Here is a 12,788-nt window from a genome sequence, read left to right as displayed (position 1 = left end):
TTCCGGTCGCTGAAACCGAGTTTCTGGCAGTGCTCACACCAGCCGAGGCACGGATTCGACGGCTTCATGCCGCTTCCCCGAAGACTTCGACAGGTATGTCCGACAGTCCGAGCCAGCGGGCGATCACCACGCGGTGATGCCCGTTCCACATGCGGTAGCGGCCGTCTGCGGTCGCAGCGATTTCGATCGGCTCTTGTATGCCGTCACGGGAGATCTCACGCTCTAGGGCGGCCATGTATTCGGGTTGCTGCTCCCACAGCCAGGATGCTTCTGACTCCCATGCCCAACCGTCGCCTGTTGCGACTTCGCCGAGCACTTTCAGCAGCGACCAACGCTCCCTCATGCCGCCTGGTCCTGCGGGTAGAGGATGGCGCCGATGTTGGGTGGCTGCCAGCCTTCAGGTTTGACGATTTTGCCGTCCTCGCGGCGAAGGGCTTTCCCGTCTACAAGCTTCGCGAGGTTACTGCGTTGCACTTCGCCCCACACTCGGTCGAGCGGGATGCGCAGGATCACCGCCAACGCCGACAACTGATGCATGGTGCGGTGTGTGAACGTGTCCACCTGGAGCAGGTTGCGGGCAGTCACCACACCCCGGATACGCCTGTCGTCGGCGTCCAAATCGGCAATCACCTGCTCCACATCATCCAAGTCCTCCCACGACAGCGGGTCGCGGGCAGGCACCAGGAGTTCGGTGATGTAGGTGCGGGCGATCCCGAGTCGCAGGAGTAGGCCGGCACGCACGTAGAGCCCGTCGGCTATCGCGTCGGCGGTTTCGATCATGTCGCGGGCACGCAGGGCGGTGGCGAGTTCGTCGCGTTCTTCGTCGATGAGTCGGAGGGCGAGGGCGAGTTCATCTTCCGTCACCCATCCGGGGGTTTCGCGTAGGCGGACGCCACAAGCAGCGTTAAATTTCGCGACATCAAACCAGAGGTCGTTCATTAGGTGCTCAATTCGTTGAGGATGTCGATGACGTCATGTCGCGCTTGTTGGATGCGTTCACGCCATGCCTGGTAACGCGGCCGATACGCCTCATGGACGGCTTGCTTCTCGGGCGGGTGCGGTTTCATGATTGCGCCGCCGTCAGGCAGCATGTCGAAGTCGTCTTGCCACACCCATCCGGGTGGGTGCAGGATCGCCAACTCGTCGGCCGTGAACTGGGGTTCGGGTTCGGTGAGGCGCGCGATCAGGTCTTCGAAATGGGCGCGGCGGTCCTCGAAGTCGTATGGGCCGTGATCCAAATGGGCGCGCATCGACAGGATTGCGAGTTCGTTGAACAGGTCACCGAAATCGAGGATCAGCCAGTCCGGGTCGCGTAGACGCTCGGACGCGCCGAGCACGTCAGCAAGTGGTGGGGTTTCATCCATCCCGCCAGTCTAGTTGCGATCGCATCGTTTGCGCTACATCGCAAACTAAGACAGATCGAGCTTGAGCGTGTTCCTGTCGAGGGGTGTGCCGTCCATGTCGAGAATGTCGACGGTCGCGCGGTAGTCGGCGCCAACGAGTTCGGCCGTGAGTCGACAGTGGTAGTGCCCGGAGAAGATGCGCGACGGGCGAACAACATCCACCACAGCGCGCAGGACACGCCTGTTCCTTTCCGCCGCCTCGATCTCCCGTGCGGGGAAACCGTGCGGGTTGCCTTCGATACATGGGATGTGGACGCCGGCGGGGACATCATGGCAGATCATGACGTCGGCGGGGCCGCCTTCACATGCCCGGAGTGCGTCGCTGCTGGTGATGGTTTCGCCGGGCCACCATTCCAAATGTGGGCGTCTCCACGGCTTGTCCACACTGTGTGCGCCACCGAGCGCGAGGAATGAGACACCCGACCAAACCCACCGGTAGCCGTTGGGCAGATACCAGAGTCCGGGGCGTACAGGGATGGCGGTGCAGCCGTGCTCATCCGTGTATTCGGCCAGCTTGGTTGCGTTGTCATGGTTGCCGCGGGCGAACGCGAACGGGATACCTGCCTCCGATGCTGCCTCGCTGACGAGATCCATGTAGTTGGGGCTGCGATCGAAGTTGTCCCGCATGTCCCAAACGACGTCCCCGACTTGCAGGATCGCCTCAGCGCCCTCACGTTTGGCGTGCTCAATGACGTGCAGGGTGTGATGCAGGTTGGCGTGCAGGTCGCCGACGAGCAGGACCCGCGACGGCTGCAACTCTTCGAAGGGGCTCACGGGTTCGCTGCCTCCACTAGTTGCGCGTAGCGGTCTCGGTCGTCGTAGTAGGGGCCGAGCGCGTACCAGGCCAGCTTGTGGCGGACGGTCGGGTAGTCGCTGGTTTGCGCCCAATCCCGTAGTTCCTCGAACGTGCAGTCGAGTTGGGTGAGCGTGTTGCGGATGGCGTGCGCGGTGTCGAGATCGGACACCACGTGCACGGTCGGGTCACTCATGTCGTTCCTGGTCCGTAGGTGATGCGTTCCGGCATGACTTCCCGCCCCCACGCGTGGTTGAGTGTGGCGCGTGCTTGCCTGCCCACACTGTCGGGTCGGTTGGCTTCGACTTCGGCGCGCTCGTACACGCTCAACGGCTGCCCGTGATCCCCAAGCCGTTGGATGCGTCCGCATCGGCACCATGTTTTGCCTGCCTGCGGGTTGTGGAGGTGTCCGGGATGCTGGTCGGTGACGCACCGGTACCGGATTTCGGTACGCCACTCGTCATACGTGCTGGGGAAGACTTGCCCGCGGTCCGGGTTCATCGTTCGATCCGCCCGAACCGCCGTATCGACTTCCAGCGCACCCAAATCGGGTCATGCCATTCCGCGCATTCGTCGTCGTGCGGGTGCTCCCACAATGCGATGACGACCCCCCATGCGAGGACGGGGAGGACGAGGGTGCGGCGATTGTATTCGTCGCCACCGAGCCAGGGGGCGAGGTAGTAGCGCCAGCGGCCGCGTTCGGGGGCGCCCATGTAGAACGTCCATATGCGGCCCCGGATGCTGCGGCGCATCGACTTCCAGGTCATTCCTCGCACCTCGTCATCTCGTGTTCCCGGTAGATGCCGCGCACTGGTTCGCCGTCGGGGAAGTCGATGAGTACGCCGATACTGGATGCGCCGATGTAGTCGACGACGGCTGTGCGGGTGCCACCGAACTCGACTAGCACCCGATCCCCCGGTTTGAATGTCACTGCTGCTCCGTGAACAGTTCGGTGATGCCGCCCTTGTACAGGCCGTCCACTTCGAATGAGTCGGGCACGGACAGGATTCCGGTGACCTTGTGCGCGGACGCCATATATCCCACGTGGGCGTGCGCGACCAACAGGTCTACGCCCACCTCATCAACCTCTACGTCGGCGAGCCCGTAGCAGTCGTAGCCGTCTACTGCTGCGGTGGCGAGCAGGTTGCCCAGTTTTTCGAGGGCGGCCTCGTTACCGTCGACCTGGAGCCAAAAATCCCAGGTCTCGCCTTCGTTGTCGTTGATCTCGGAGTAGCAGCGAAACATAGTCATAGCGTGCATCATATCAGTGTTGATGCGACCTATTCGAGGACGCCGGGTGGGAGACCAGCCCCGATCTGCTGGGCGAGGTGTACGAACGCTTCAGGTCGCCAGTCAGCCCCGCACGCGAGACACACCGCCGACGATTGATTCGCCCGCAACGCGGCCCTGCGCACGATCTCCCCCGCCCCGTCATCCACGAGGACAGTCGATTCACCACAAGCAGGGCAGGCCGCGGTGAGTTCCCATTCATGCCGGGGCTCTTCGGGCAACAACTGGTTGATGCGGTCGACCCACCCGGACACCACCCTGGTCATTTCGTGTAGGGCGTCCACGTCTTGCGGTCGCCAGCCATAGTCGGTGAGCGCGTACAGTCGGCGGATCGTGACAGGTTGCTCACCTACAGGCGGTTTCGGCCACCACGAGGCAACCGTCCGGTCGATCAGATCAATGAGGCTGCACGCCTCGATCCAGAGCGGCGGCTTCGACTTGTAAACACCTCGCAAACCACCGTTATCAGCCTGCTGCTGCCCATACCGAGCCTCCACAAGCTCCGTATACCGGTCATCGAGGATGACGTGCCGCGTGTACTCGTCGCCGATGATCGTGTCAGGACGGCGGCCTACCAGCTCATGCACAGCATCCGCAAACGCACGACGGGCGCCGGCGAGGAGTTCAGTCGCTTCGGTCAATCCGGTCCCCCTGATGGTTGTGGTATCGCGTGGCCTGGTCGCGGTTCCATTGGTCGAGGCGCGCTTCGTTGATCTCGGCGGCGAAGTCGCGGTAGTTGTCGACCGCGATGTCTTCGAGGCGGATCACGGGGTCACACATCAGGCGGCGGTCCTGTGTGCGTGGTCGACGGTCATCAACGTCCACTCGTCGTCCTCGGTGTCCTCGAACTCGGCGACCATCTTGTGTTTCATTGCGAGCAGGTCGGCTTGAGGCTGGTTGGCGGTGTGGATCATGCGGACCAGCGGAGTCCCGCCGACAATGTTGGCGAACCTGAGTTCGGTGTCGAGGACACCCATCTCGAAGCCTGCAACGTAGGCGTTGTCTTCGTGTGGGCCGCCGACACTGGTGACGGTGACGAACGGCATGATCAGCTCATAGCCCGGTTCGTTGTCGTTGCCGGTCACTGCTGGTTCTCCACGGGTTCGGGGGTGCGGAATCCGGTGTCGGCGCGGTGTTTGAGGATGTACGCCTCGATCGCTGCGCGAGCATCAACCGTCCAGTCCTCACGACGTTCCCGGAGTGTCACGCCGAACCCGTGGACGCGGTCACCCTTCCAGCCCGATAGGTCCGCTCGGTAGGGGATGCCTTTCGGGGCGTCCACATCCACCGTCCACGAGGCGACCCGCTTCTTACTCTTCGGACGCCCGAAGGTCTGCCGTTGCAGTTTCGCGACGACCGGGTACACGGCTTCAGGCATGCGGATCGCGATGGCGGCGGTTTCGATGTCCTCGAACCAGTAGCGGGGGCGACCGTAGAGGCGGTCGAGCGGGTTGAGGTTGAAGGAGCGGTCACGCCACTTCGCGAACTCGCCACGCTCCCACGAGTCGCCGTGCACCCAAGCTTTCAGCCACAAGCTGCCGTCGTGGATCGAGAGCTGGAGGTCTCGCCCCTCGTACTTGTGTCGCTTTTCGCGGGTGAGTCGTTCGGCGAGTTTCCAGCCTGCCCCGAGCCCCCAGTAGAAGCCGCTGCCGAGGATGGTGAGGTGTCCGTCGAATGGGGTTTCGGACCAGCCTCCGCCGACGTGGAAGCGGGCCGAGAATTCGGGGGTGGGCTTCTTGATGACGGTTTCGAGTTGGGCGCTGAGGTCGCGGCCACTGTCTCGGAAGATGGTCGCGTATCGGCTTTTGTGGTGGTACACGCTGGAGTTCGGGGACTGTGCGGCGCGGTCGACGGTATGGCGGTGCAGTCTCATCGGCTGGCGTTCTCCTGCTGTGTGCGGGTTTCGCGTTCGCGTCGCGCGTTCTCGCGTTCGGCTATGACTCCACGGCCTGTCAGTTCGAGGCGCGCGGCGGTGATCTCATGGGCAGCACGCTCGTCGTCCAACGCTTTACGCAATGCTGCGATCCCGTCCAACAGGTTCGGCTTCGTGTCCGCGCCCCGCTGCCAGTCGTCGCCGATCGCATCCACGATCGCGGCGGTCGCGTCATCAATGTGTTGGGCGGCGGAATCGAGACGCCCCTTCAAGGTGATAGCCCAGTGGATTGCGCCGATTTCGGGGTTCATGCCGTGCGCAAGGAGCGGGACACGCTCGCATTCTTTGCGGGCTTCCTGGTGGGCGGGGGTGATGCATGCCATTGTGCTGAGGCGTGTGCAGCGGTCAGTCATCGGTGTTGTCTCCGTGTTCGTCGGGGGCGTGCCAGAGGGTTGTGTAGGGGCCGTCCGCGCCGAGTTGTCGGAGTCGCCGGACGGCTTCGAGCACGAATTCGGGGTGTTCGCTGACGAAACGGGTTCCGCAGTCGCAGCGGGCGGGTTTGTCGCGGTGTTCGCGCGGTCGGGGTTTCAACATGTGCAGTCCATCCAATGCAGGCCGCAGGCGGTGCAGGTGTCGCCGTCCAACCAGTCCGCCATATCGTCGTAATCGGTGTCAGGCATGCTCACCCCGTGCACCAATGCTGGAAGTCGAACGGATAGCCGTCACAGTGTTTGCAGCGCAGGTCATCCGGGTTGGCGACGGAGAAGTGGTGCATCATCGTGTCGCCCTCCAAGGTTGAGCGGGGTCCGTCGCAGGCGCCGTCTGGCGTGTAGTCACCCAGGACGACACCGCGGGCGAGTGCAGCATTGAATTCGGCTGTGAGGGCGGGGTTCGGCTGGCAGCGGCTATCCCAGTGGACTGTTCGCCGGGCTTTTGCCCTACCGATCGCCGCCCGAAACGCCTCGCTCGGTCCCGGATGTGCTCGCATCTCATCGAGAGCGCCAGGCAGGACAGGGGTGACGTCCACGCGGTCAGCGGCCATAACCATTCAGGTTCCGCATCTTCTTCACGAACTCGACAGCGTTCTCCGACAGGTCACTGTCCACGAAGTGGACGCTGTAGTCCTTGACGGCAGCAGTGGCACGCTCGGCGGCCAACTCCTCATAGCGTCGCTTCCACTCCAGACCCCACGCCTTCCACGACAGCACGGTCACGTCCCACACCACGAAGAGCGCAACGATGAAGCCGGTCTCGTATTGGCCTGCCGCAAGGTTCGCGACCGCGAGCGAGGACAGGAAGATGAGGCAAAAACGATCCCACTTCGAAGCCGCGGACCAGATAGCGCTTGCGAATGCCTTCATTTGTTCTCCTGGATGATGTCGTTGATGGTGATGGCGCGTTTGGTGTGGATGAGTGCGTGCGCTTGCTGTAATGCCCGCACGTCTTCAGCGGCGAGTATTGGCCCGTCCCAGAGTTCGCACCCGTGTGATACGCATACGAGTTGCACGCGTCTGGCCGCCCGGTTACGCATGAATCCTGGTTTCGAAGAATCTGGTGCGAGAAACCAGCCGACCACGCAAATCAGGCATGCGATTGCGGCGCGTGCGAGTGCGGGCATTAGTTGCAGTCCGGTTCATCGGGTTCCTCCCCGTCAAAGTCGTCGGGGAGGTCATTATTGTCAGGCTCGATCGCCATATCGGCTCCCTTGAATTCTGTTTGAAACCAGAATATCGGCAGCCGTCAACCCGAAAATTCAACACGATTTCGACCCAATTAGCGGGCAGATTATATGCAGGTACTCCCAAATATAGACGCCATACCAGCAGGCAGCATCGTGGTAGCCGTTCATGCTGATACGCCGGTTGGGGAGCCAACCATTCTCAATCTGCCGCACCCAATACAGGCAGCGCGCAGACAGTTCGGGCGGCGGCTCCGTCCGATATGTCATTTCATCGTTGATGCGGGCGGGTTTCGGGGACTCCAACTCCACCCACGGCCGCCCACCCGAACCCATCCGACCAGGCTTCACGACTCAGGCTCAAATTCGTAGATGATCGTTTCGTCCCCGCGAATCACTTTAAACCCGACCGGACGCCCACTGTACGAGTCAAAAAATACCTGATCTTCAGGCCGCAAATCGACGTTGCGGACCACCCAACTCCGGCCCACTTTATCGACAACGCTCACAGTGGTCGGATAGATCGTCATCTGAAACGGATGAGTGCCGCCGCTGGAGATGCGAAGAGGCTGCGGTTCAGGCGCCCACGTCCCCAACGTTCCCTCTACGCGCTCGAAGTCATCATCGAACATGCTCACCCCCACGACACAGCCAAATGCCAGCCCGGACCACCATCAGGCACATGCAATTCCAACAAGTCAATGAACCGCTGCAACTGGTCCCGCCACTCAGGCTGCACAGTCATCGACTTCACCGGGATCGAATCACAGCCGTACACATGCTGCACTGATGCCTTCACCCGAATCGACCAGCCCGTATCCCCATCACAATGCCCATACGTAGCGAGTTCGACCGGGATAGCTGACAGCAGACGATCCTTCTCGCCCATACTCGCCGCATACGCCCGATAGATGGGCGAGGTAGCGCGATACTCGTCCATGGCCCGCCTGTGCGCCTCCTGCGCAGCCTGACGCTGCTCGAACGTGGGGAGCCGCCACATCGCCCGATCCTCCCGCGGATAGTCCTCTGGGAACGGGACTTCCTGCCATCCGAGCCGGCGAGCAAACTCGTCTTCCCATTCGACGGATTCTCCAGCGTCTTCGAGGTCTTGCCACCATTGCGGCGCGGTCGACTCCCATTCGTCGTCTTCCATGCCGCGGAGGTCGTAGCCGTAAAACAGGTCTGCGCTCGATGTCATGCCCATAATGTTCTCCAGTCGTTGTTTGGGGCGGCGGATTCAGTTTTGCCGCGTCTCCATCCATTTCGCGAACCGTTTCACGCCACGCAATATCCCGTACAGGACACCCGCGAACAACACGACACCGAGCACATATCCGATGAACGCCCACACGGGGATTAGGACACCCCACCAAGGCCAGTCGATTTCACCCAGCATCTTCAAATAGGTGAGCGTCAAAGTCGAGCCCGCCGTAAACCAGATGAGAGTGTTCGCGTCACCACGTTTGCCTGCCGTCAAATCAGTCTCCCCAGAAACGTTGAAAACCCGGATACCTAAATGGTATTCCGGGCTGTCAACCTCGAAATTCGGCGCTACTCCCACCAGTCACAGTCAGTGTCGGACAAGCTTTGCATTACCTCGATCACCATTCCCGACAGGCTCACCACCGCGCAATCCCCCACATGCTGATACGCGAGGTCACAGTCCCACGCCGCGCAAGCATCACCATTGCGAGCAGGAAGCAGTTCAGGCGGGCACTGCTGAAACACCTTCAACTCGTTCACGCCGCCTCCCCCGCCCGCAACTTGGCGATCGTTTCCGCATCCCGCTGCTGCCTCACCCGAATCAACGCGAACGCCTCCTGCGTATCCGCGTGCAGCTCCTGCAACTCGACGCGCGCCTCATCACGCTCGCGAGTCACCGCGGCGAAGTGGTCGAGAATCGCAGGCAGATGGTCCCGCATCCACAACGCCGTGCTGATCGCCGACGACATCGACGGCAACTGATCCTCGGCAGGCAGCAGATCTCGCGCCTTCTTTACCAGGGCTTCAACGTCTCTCATTCTTCACCTTCTTCTGCGCGCCGCCATACGGTCGCCACCCCACCATGCGAACGCGCAGTCGTCGCCCGCAAACCAACCTTCGAGATCACGCCAGCCTTTTGCAGACCCAACAGGAACGGCCCAAACAGCCTGGGTTCCGACAAGTCCGGCCACCCCGCGGCACGCATACGCGCATGCATGTCCGCGTTCACAAACTCCGCGCCGGCCGGGAGCGCGCGAATCAGCTCCTCGACCCGCGCCAGGTAGACGGGGGCAGGAGGCGCCGTCATCGCTGCTCCTCCTTCGCGGGCACGTAAGCGAGGACCGCGGTGAGGATCGCGTGTGCGTCATCGCCGAGTATCTGTCGAAGCCTGTGCGCCACAATGTGTGCCGGGCCGTCGAACAGCAGAGACGCGACGTATGGCCCCGCTTGGATGCCAAGACTGCGCAGATTGAACCCGCCGCGCAGGATTGTCCAGGCGGGGCTACCTTTCACCATGTCGTCGATGTCGTGTTGGATACGCAGGCCCGCCCAAAACACTTCCCCCAACACTTCGTCGGCGGGTCCGTCAGGCCAGCCTTCGGGGAGATGCCACATCAGTGGGCCGCGCCTGACCGCCTTGTGCTCGGTCATGCTGCACCGCCGATGCGCTGGATTTCGCGGCGGATGAACCAGATCGCCTTGTTCAGGTCTTCGAGCGGGTCGCCCTTGATTTTGCCGTCCGTGCGGGTAGCGCGAACAATGTACTGGACTGCCTGCGCGCCACACCCGGACAGATGCTGCGTGATGTCGATGGCCTCAGCGCCGTTCGGGAACTGGTAATAGTCAGGGTTCGTGGGGTCAGTGATGCTCATCGAAGTAGATCCTGTTCGTCAGCGAAGTAGGCTTCGCGCGGGTCTTGCGCTTCCACCAGCACGAGGCGGCGCGCATGGGTGATCCAGTCTGGTGCGATGTAGGAGCCGAGCCCGAACCCACTGGACGGCACGAGGTCGAACAGCAGGTGCCCGTCAGTGTGTTCACGTGGCAGGACGATCGCGAGGCAGTGAGTAAAGGTGCCGCCATACGGATAGTTGCCGGTGATGTCCCACAGCGAAAGGCATTCCGCGGTCAACCAGGGTTTGCGGGCGAGGGTGAGCATGTCGTGTTCGGTCATCGTGTTTCCTTGACGGTTCGCCAAGCGGTGGTGGTGACGGTGCGGGTTTGAACAACCACCTGGTATCCGGCTTCAGCGAGTTGGCGGCGGTGTTCCTCGCGTAGATGGTTGGGGGCGAGAAAGCTGTACTCTTCCCCGGTTTCAGGGTTGCGGTAGGTGATCCGGCATTCGTCACGTGACGTAGAGAAACCGGGGGCGACATGCAACGGCTCAGGCATCACGCGGCCCTCTCCGTCACCCAAGACAACTCCAGCCACAACCGGCCCCCCTCACCCTTCACCGGGGCATGAATGATCGGTTCAGGCTTCGACATCCACTTCGGCGTGTCATCAATGACCATCCCGTACCCGAGATGCGGCTTACCGGGCGGCGGCACAGCCATCGCATCAGCAAGCGGCTTCAACGTCGCTACCAGGTTGTCAGTGTCTCGGCGCCGGTTGTCGCGCGGCTGGTAGTGCAACTGCATGGTGAGATGGGCGACGAGGGCAGGCAGCTTCGCGGCCTCCGCCAATCGGACCATCGTCGCCCGAATCTCGCGCGTTTTCGCCGCTTTCGCCATCGCCGCTCCACGCGTGTAGCCACGGTCATTCATGGACAGGGGTGGCGCTGTCCACGGGAGTTCGATGACGGCTCGGGTTCTCGTCACAGTGGCCTCCAAGTCAGGTACGGCTTGATTTCGGTGAAGGTGTCGCCGCAGCCTGTGCAGGTGATCGGCTGTTGACGCGGGAACCGGTCCGCGATGGCGGTCAGGCAGGCGTGGCAGGTGAATGATTGACGGCAGCCATGCCAGTCAGCCCAATATTGGGCGGGCGGTGCGGGTGCGAACGGCCCGAAATCGTGGATGTGGCAGTCACATACCGGGCCGGGGAGGTCATCGAAAGTCACAGCGGCACCACCGTGCACCAGTTGTCCCACGATGAGAAGAACTTGAGGCAGTGCTTGCAGCCCACCCGCCCTACTTCGTCGAGCAGTTGGGCGAATCGCTGCTTGTTCCGTGCGAGACATGCTGTGCACGCGAGTCGGTCGTGGCAGTCGTGGCCGTTCAGCCAGAAGGCCGCTTTCGTGGGCGCCCCTGCATGCCGGGCCATGCTGCACATCGGCGTGTGGTCGAGGTGTTCGATGCTGTCCACACGCTCGCTCGTCTGTGCGGTCACGACGCCGACTCCCGCCAGGCAGTGACGTAACGTCGCTGCCGAGTCGCGGGCTTCGACACCGCAGTCACCTTGCCTGTGGCGCTGACGAGCTGACCGGCGTACCCGTCTTCCAGCTCGCGGTACTCCACTCCGGTCGGCAGGAAGCCCGCCTCGGCGAGCACATCCGCCACGTGAGCCGAGTACCCGTCATCGCCGATGTGCAGGCCGCACGTGCAGTACAGGTAGATGTCCTCGTAGGGGCGGTGATCCGACAGGGCAGCGTCGATCTGCGCGCGAATCTCCTCTGCGCTCATGACGGCATCCGAACAGGCATCAGGAGGTACAGGTAGTCGCGTTCGGGTGCCGCGAAACCGGTCCCGAACTCGACAAGTTCAGGCTTGCCAGGTGTGAACACTGCGGGCCGGGTGGGTGTCGTGAACCCGATCGTCACCACGTTGGAATGCATGGCGCTGAGCCCGTCCAACAGGTAGCCAGGATTGAACGCGATCGACAGCGGCTCACCATGAAACACGGCATCCAATCGTTCCTCGGCACGCCCCGCATCCTCACCACCCGCCGACAGCAACAAGCCCTCTTCCGACAGTTCGAACCGCACTTGCGCGCCACGCTCAGCCACCAGAGCAACACGCTTCACCGCCCCCGTCAGGTCGGCGACGTTGATGCCGGCGACCGCAGTGTGTTCCTTGGGCAGGAGTTGCCGGAATTTCGGGAACTCCGCATCGAGCAGGCGGGTGGTTGTGCGGCGCCTGGCGTTGACGACCCCCAACAGGTGGTCGGTGATGGACAGGCGTACGTCGGTGGTGGTTTCGAGTGCTTTCGCGATGTCCGCGAGTGTGCGGGCGGGCACGAGGAGTTGGGCGTCGATGTTGGTTTCGGGTACCCATTCGAGGGTGCGGACCGCCAACCGGAATCGGTCGGTGGTGGCGAGGGTGACGGCCTGGTCGTCGATCTCCACCCGCACACCAGTCAACATGGGGAGCGTGTCGTCACGACCAGCCGCTACCGCAACCTGCCCGACCGCCTTCGCGAACAGGCCAGCGTCGATCTCCCCGGACTGTTCCGGCATGTCCGGGAGTTGCGGATAGTCTTCGACGGGCATGGTGGGGAGCGTGAACTTGCCGCTTCCGCAGGTGAGGAGGACACGCGAGCCGTCAAGGGTAAGGTTGACAGGCTTGTTCGGCAACGCCTTGGTGATGTCCGCCAACAGTTTCCCGGACACCAGGATCTCCCCCGGTGTCCCAACTTCGGCGGGCAACCGCATTTGCGTCGAGGTTTCGTAGTCGAACCCGGACACGGTGACACCGTCGTCGTTGGCGACAATGTGCACACCACCGAGGACGGGGACGCTGGGGCGGGCGGGGAGGCTACGAGCAACCCAACCGACAGCCTCAGTGAGGTCGTCGCGGGCGATACGGAAAGTGGTCATGAGAAGCCTTTCAGGAG

General features: G+C 62.5%; 30 protein-coding genes. All 30 read right to left on the bottom strand.

Annotated elements, in window-relative coordinates:
* Positions 1-64 precede the first annotated feature (64 nt).
* On the bottom strand, positions 65-343 hold the full coding sequence (locus tag IU449_RS27120) for a ParB N-terminal domain-containing protein (protein WP_195005013.1): 279 nt from the start codon (positions 341-343) through the stop codon (positions 65-67).
* Entirely contained in the window at positions 340-939 is a 600-nt protein-coding gene (locus tag IU449_RS27115) for a hypothetical protein (RefSeq protein WP_195005012.1), read from the bottom strand. Before IU449_RS27115 ends, IU449_RS27120 begins: the two co-directional genes overlap by 4 nt.
* Entirely contained in the window at positions 939-1,364 is a 426-nt protein-coding gene (locus tag IU449_RS27110) for a hypothetical protein (RefSeq protein WP_195005011.1), read from the bottom strand. Before IU449_RS27110 ends, IU449_RS27115 begins: the two co-directional genes overlap by 1 nt.
* Positions 1,365-1,409: 45 nt before the next feature.
* On the bottom strand, positions 1,410-2,177 hold the full coding sequence (locus IU449_RS27105) for a metallophosphoesterase family protein (protein ID WP_195005010.1): 768 nt from the start codon (positions 2,175-2,177) through the stop codon (positions 1,410-1,412).
* Positions 2,174-2,392, bottom strand: coding sequence for a hypothetical protein (locus IU449_RS27100; RefSeq protein WP_195005009.1), 219 nt, complete (start codon positions 2,390-2,392; stop codon positions 2,174-2,176). Before IU449_RS27100 ends, IU449_RS27105 begins: the two co-directional genes overlap by 4 nt.
* Positions 2,393-2,693: 301 nt before the next feature.
* Complete coding sequence (locus tag IU449_RS27095; RefSeq protein ID WP_195005008.1) at positions 2,694-2,963, bottom strand: hypothetical protein; 270 nt, start codon at positions 2,961-2,963, stop codon at positions 2,694-2,696.
* Positions 2,960-3,127, bottom strand: a complete 168-nt coding sequence (locus IU449_RS27090) for a hypothetical protein (protein ID WP_195005007.1) — start codon at positions 3,125-3,127, stop codon at positions 2,960-2,962. Before IU449_RS27090 ends, IU449_RS27095 begins: the two co-directional genes overlap by 4 nt.
* A complete protein-coding gene (locus IU449_RS27085; protein WP_195005006.1) occupies positions 3,124-3,447 on the bottom strand; it encodes a hypothetical protein in 324 nt (107 codons plus the stop codon). Before IU449_RS27085 ends, IU449_RS27090 begins: the two co-directional genes overlap by 4 nt.
* 29 nt (positions 3,448-3,476) lie before the next feature.
* Positions 3,477-4,127 carry a DUF7341 domain-containing protein gene (locus tag IU449_RS27080; protein WP_195005005.1) on the bottom strand — a complete coding sequence of 217 codons (651 nt, stop codon included), beginning with the start codon at positions 4,125-4,127 and terminating at the stop codon, positions 3,477-3,479.
* On the bottom strand, positions 4,111-4,266 hold the full coding sequence (locus tag IU449_RS27075; RefSeq protein WP_195005004.1) for a hypothetical protein: 156 nt from the start codon (positions 4,264-4,266) through the stop codon (positions 4,111-4,113). Before IU449_RS27075 ends, IU449_RS27080 begins: the two co-directional genes overlap by 17 nt.
* Positions 4,266-4,571 (bottom strand): hypothetical protein, encoded by a 306-nt coding sequence (locus IU449_RS27070; RefSeq protein WP_195005003.1) that lies wholly within the window; start codon positions 4,569-4,571, stop codon positions 4,266-4,268. Before IU449_RS27070 ends, IU449_RS27075 begins: the two co-directional genes overlap by 1 nt.
* Entirely contained in the window at positions 4,568-5,359 is a 792-nt protein-coding gene (locus tag IU449_RS27065) for a hypothetical protein (RefSeq protein ID WP_195005002.1), read from the bottom strand. Before IU449_RS27065 ends, IU449_RS27070 begins: the two co-directional genes overlap by 4 nt.
* Positions 5,356-5,742, bottom strand: coding sequence for a hypothetical protein (locus IU449_RS27060; protein WP_195005001.1), 387 nt, complete (start codon positions 5,740-5,742; stop codon positions 5,356-5,358). The genes IU449_RS27065 and IU449_RS27060 overlap by 4 nt, the downstream gene beginning before the upstream one ends.
* A gap of 22 nt (positions 5,743-5,764) precedes the next feature.
* A complete protein-coding gene (locus IU449_RS27055) occupies positions 5,765-5,953 on the bottom strand; it encodes a hypothetical protein (protein WP_195005000.1) in 189 nt (62 codons plus the stop codon).
* Between the two features lie 437 nt (positions 5,954-6,390).
* A complete protein-coding gene (locus tag IU449_RS27050) occupies positions 6,391-6,720 on the bottom strand; it encodes a hypothetical protein (RefSeq protein WP_195004999.1) in 330 nt (109 codons plus the stop codon).
* A gap of 664 nt (positions 6,721-7,384) precedes the next feature.
* Positions 7,385-7,669, bottom strand: coding sequence for a hypothetical protein (locus tag IU449_RS27045; RefSeq protein WP_228805799.1), 285 nt, complete (start codon positions 7,667-7,669; stop codon positions 7,385-7,387).
* A 2-nt stretch (positions 7,670-7,671) separates the two neighbouring features.
* On the bottom strand, positions 7,672-8,235 hold the full coding sequence (locus IU449_RS27040; RefSeq protein ID WP_195004997.1) for a hypothetical protein: 564 nt from the start codon (positions 8,233-8,235) through the stop codon (positions 7,672-7,674).
* 39 nt (positions 8,236-8,274) lie between these two features.
* Positions 8,275-8,598 carry a hypothetical protein gene (locus tag IU449_RS27035; protein ID WP_195004996.1) on the bottom strand — a complete coding sequence of 108 codons (324 nt, stop codon included), beginning with the start codon at positions 8,596-8,598 and terminating at the stop codon, positions 8,275-8,277.
* A complete protein-coding gene (locus tag IU449_RS27030) occupies positions 8,589-8,780 on the bottom strand; it encodes a hypothetical protein (RefSeq protein ID WP_195004995.1) in 192 nt (63 codons plus the stop codon). The genes IU449_RS27035 and IU449_RS27030 overlap by 10 nt, the downstream gene beginning before the upstream one ends.
* Positions 8,777-9,058 (bottom strand): hypothetical protein, encoded by a 282-nt coding sequence (locus IU449_RS27025; RefSeq protein ID WP_195004994.1) that lies wholly within the window; start codon positions 9,056-9,058, stop codon positions 8,777-8,779. The genes IU449_RS27030 and IU449_RS27025 overlap by 4 nt, the downstream gene beginning before the upstream one ends.
* Positions 9,055-9,327: a hypothetical protein gene (locus IU449_RS27020; protein ID WP_195004993.1), complete on the bottom strand. Its 273-nt coding sequence runs from the start codon at positions 9,325-9,327 to the stop codon at positions 9,055-9,057. Before IU449_RS27020 ends, IU449_RS27025 begins: the two co-directional genes overlap by 4 nt.
* Positions 9,324-9,671, bottom strand: coding sequence for a hypothetical protein (locus tag IU449_RS27015; protein WP_195004992.1), 348 nt, complete (start codon positions 9,669-9,671; stop codon positions 9,324-9,326). Before IU449_RS27015 ends, IU449_RS27020 begins: the two co-directional genes overlap by 4 nt.
* The gene (locus IU449_RS27010) at positions 9,668-9,892 is read right to left on the bottom strand and encodes a DUF3310 domain-containing protein (protein ID WP_195004991.1); all 225 of its coding nucleotides are present in this window, start codon (positions 9,890-9,892) and stop codon (positions 9,668-9,670) included. Before IU449_RS27010 ends, IU449_RS27015 begins: the two co-directional genes overlap by 4 nt.
* Entirely contained in the window at positions 9,889-10,191 is a 303-nt protein-coding gene (locus tag IU449_RS27005; RefSeq protein ID WP_195004990.1) for a hypothetical protein, read from the bottom strand. Before IU449_RS27005 ends, IU449_RS27010 begins: the two co-directional genes overlap by 4 nt.
* On the bottom strand, positions 10,188-10,409 hold the full coding sequence (locus tag IU449_RS27000; protein ID WP_195004989.1) for a hypothetical protein: 222 nt from the start codon (positions 10,407-10,409) through the stop codon (positions 10,188-10,190). The genes IU449_RS27005 and IU449_RS27000 overlap by 4 nt, the downstream gene beginning before the upstream one ends.
* A complete protein-coding gene (locus IU449_RS26995) occupies positions 10,409-10,750 on the bottom strand; it encodes a hypothetical protein (RefSeq protein WP_228805798.1) in 342 nt (113 codons plus the stop codon). The genes IU449_RS27000 and IU449_RS26995 overlap by 1 nt, the downstream gene beginning before the upstream one ends.
* An 83-nt stretch (positions 10,751-10,833) precedes the next feature.
* Positions 10,834-11,076: a hypothetical protein gene (locus tag IU449_RS26990; RefSeq protein WP_195004987.1), complete on the bottom strand. Its 243-nt coding sequence runs from the start codon at positions 11,074-11,076 to the stop codon at positions 10,834-10,836.
* Positions 11,073-11,345, bottom strand: coding sequence for a hypothetical protein (locus IU449_RS26985; RefSeq protein ID WP_195004986.1), 273 nt, complete (start codon positions 11,343-11,345; stop codon positions 11,073-11,075). The genes IU449_RS26990 and IU449_RS26985 overlap by 4 nt, the downstream gene beginning before the upstream one ends.
* The gene (locus tag IU449_RS26980; protein ID WP_195004985.1) at positions 11,342-11,638 is read right to left on the bottom strand and encodes a hypothetical protein; all 297 of its coding nucleotides are present in this window, start codon (positions 11,636-11,638) and stop codon (positions 11,342-11,344) included. Before IU449_RS26980 ends, IU449_RS26985 begins: the two co-directional genes overlap by 4 nt.
* Positions 11,635-12,771, bottom strand: a complete 1,137-nt coding sequence (gene dnaN, locus IU449_RS26975; RefSeq protein ID WP_195004984.1) for a DNA polymerase III subunit beta — start codon at positions 12,769-12,771, stop codon at positions 11,635-11,637. Before dnaN ends, IU449_RS26980 begins: the two co-directional genes overlap by 4 nt.
* Between the last annotated feature and the right edge of the window lie 17 nt (positions 12,772-12,788).

It is taken from the genome of Nocardia higoensis, assembly GCF_015477835.1.
Taxonomy (GTDB): domain Bacteria; phylum Actinomycetota; class Actinomycetes; order Mycobacteriales; family Mycobacteriaceae; genus Nocardia; species Nocardia higoensis_A.
Note: the sequence above shows the minus strand (reverse complement) of the source record. Positions and strands in the feature narration are given on the sequence as shown.

What these genes read in the sequence shown, in the direction of transcription:
- IU449_RS27120 (WP_195005013.1), bottom strand. Translation starts at nt 343, where the DNA reads ATGAGGGAGCGTTGGTCGCTGCTGAAAGTGCTCGGCGAAGTCGCAACA.
- IU449_RS27115 (WP_195005012.1), bottom strand. Translation starts at nt 939, where the DNA reads ATGAACGACCTCTGGTTTGATGTCGCGAAATTTAACGCTGCTTGTGGC.
- IU449_RS27110 (WP_195005011.1), bottom strand. Translation starts at nt 1,364, where the DNA reads ATGGATGAAACCCCACCACTTGCTGACGTGCTCGGCGCGTCCGAGCGT.
- IU449_RS27100 (WP_195005009.1), bottom strand. Translation starts at nt 2,392, where the DNA reads ATGAGTGACCCGACCGTGCACGTGGTGTCCGATCTCGACACCGCGCAC.
- IU449_RS27095 (WP_195005008.1), bottom strand. Translation starts at nt 2,963, where the DNA reads ATGACCTGGAAGTCGATGCGCCGCAGCATCCGGGGCCGCATATGGACG.
- IU449_RS27085 (WP_195005006.1), bottom strand. Translation starts at nt 3,447, where the DNA reads ATGACTATGTTTCGCTGCTACTCCGAGATCAACGACAACGAAGGCGAG.
- IU449_RS27075 (WP_195005004.1), bottom strand. Translation starts at nt 4,266, where the DNA reads ATGTGTGACCCCGTGATCCGCCTCGAAGACATCGCGGTCGACAACTAC.
- IU449_RS27065 (WP_195005002.1), bottom strand. Translation starts at nt 5,359, where the DNA reads ATGAGACTGCACCGCCATACCGTCGACCGCGCCGCACAGTCCCCGAAC.
- IU449_RS27060 (WP_195005001.1), bottom strand. Translation starts at nt 5,742, where the DNA reads ATGGCATGCATCACCCCCGCCCACCAGGAAGCCCGCAAAGAATGCGAG.
- IU449_RS27055 (WP_195005000.1), bottom strand. Translation starts at nt 5,953, where the DNA reads ATGTTGAAACCCCGACCGCGCGAACACCGCGACAAACCCGCCCGCTGC.
- IU449_RS27050 (WP_195004999.1), bottom strand. Translation starts at nt 6,720, where the DNA reads ATGAAGGCATTCGCAAGCGCTATCTGGTCCGCGGCTTCGAAGTGGGAT.
- IU449_RS27045 (WP_228805799.1), bottom strand. Translation starts at nt 7,669, where the DNA reads ATGTTCGATGATGACTTCGAGCGCGTAGAGGGAACGTTGGGGACGTGG.
- IU449_RS27040 (WP_195004997.1), bottom strand. Translation starts at nt 8,235, where the DNA reads ATGACATCGAGCGCAGACCTGTTTTACGGCTACGACCTCCGCGGCATG.
- IU449_RS27025 (WP_195004994.1), bottom strand. Translation starts at nt 9,058, where the DNA reads ATGAGAGACGTTGAAGCCCTGGTAAAGAAGGCGCGAGATCTGCTGCCT.
- IU449_RS27020 (WP_195004993.1), bottom strand. Translation starts at nt 9,327, where the DNA reads ATGACGGCGCCTCCTGCCCCCGTCTACCTGGCGCGGGTCGAGGAGCTG.
- IU449_RS27015 (WP_195004992.1), bottom strand. Translation starts at nt 9,671, where the DNA reads ATGACCGAGCACAAGGCGGTCAGGCGCGGCCCACTGATGTGGCATCTC.
- IU449_RS27010 (WP_195004991.1), bottom strand. Translation starts at nt 9,892, where the DNA reads ATGAGCATCACTGACCCCACGAACCCTGACTATTACCAGTTCCCGAAC.
- IU449_RS27005 (WP_195004990.1), bottom strand. Translation starts at nt 10,191, where the DNA reads ATGACCGAACACGACATGCTCACCCTCGCCCGCAAACCCTGGTTGACC.
- IU449_RS27000 (WP_195004989.1), bottom strand. Translation starts at nt 10,409, where the DNA reads ATGCCTGAGCCGTTGCATGTCGCCCCCGGTTTCTCTACGTCACGTGAC.
- IU449_RS26995 (WP_228805798.1), bottom strand. Translation starts at nt 10,750, where the DNA reads ATGGCGAAAGCGGCGAAAACGCGCGAGATTCGGGCGACGATGGTCCGA.
- IU449_RS26980 (WP_195004985.1), bottom strand. Translation starts at nt 11,638, where the DNA reads ATGAGCGCAGAGGAGATTCGCGCGCAGATCGACGCTGCCCTGTCGGAT.
- dnaN (WP_195004984.1), bottom strand. Translation starts at nt 12,771, where the DNA reads ATGACCACTTTCCGTATCGCCCGCGACGACCTCACTGAGGCTGTCGGT.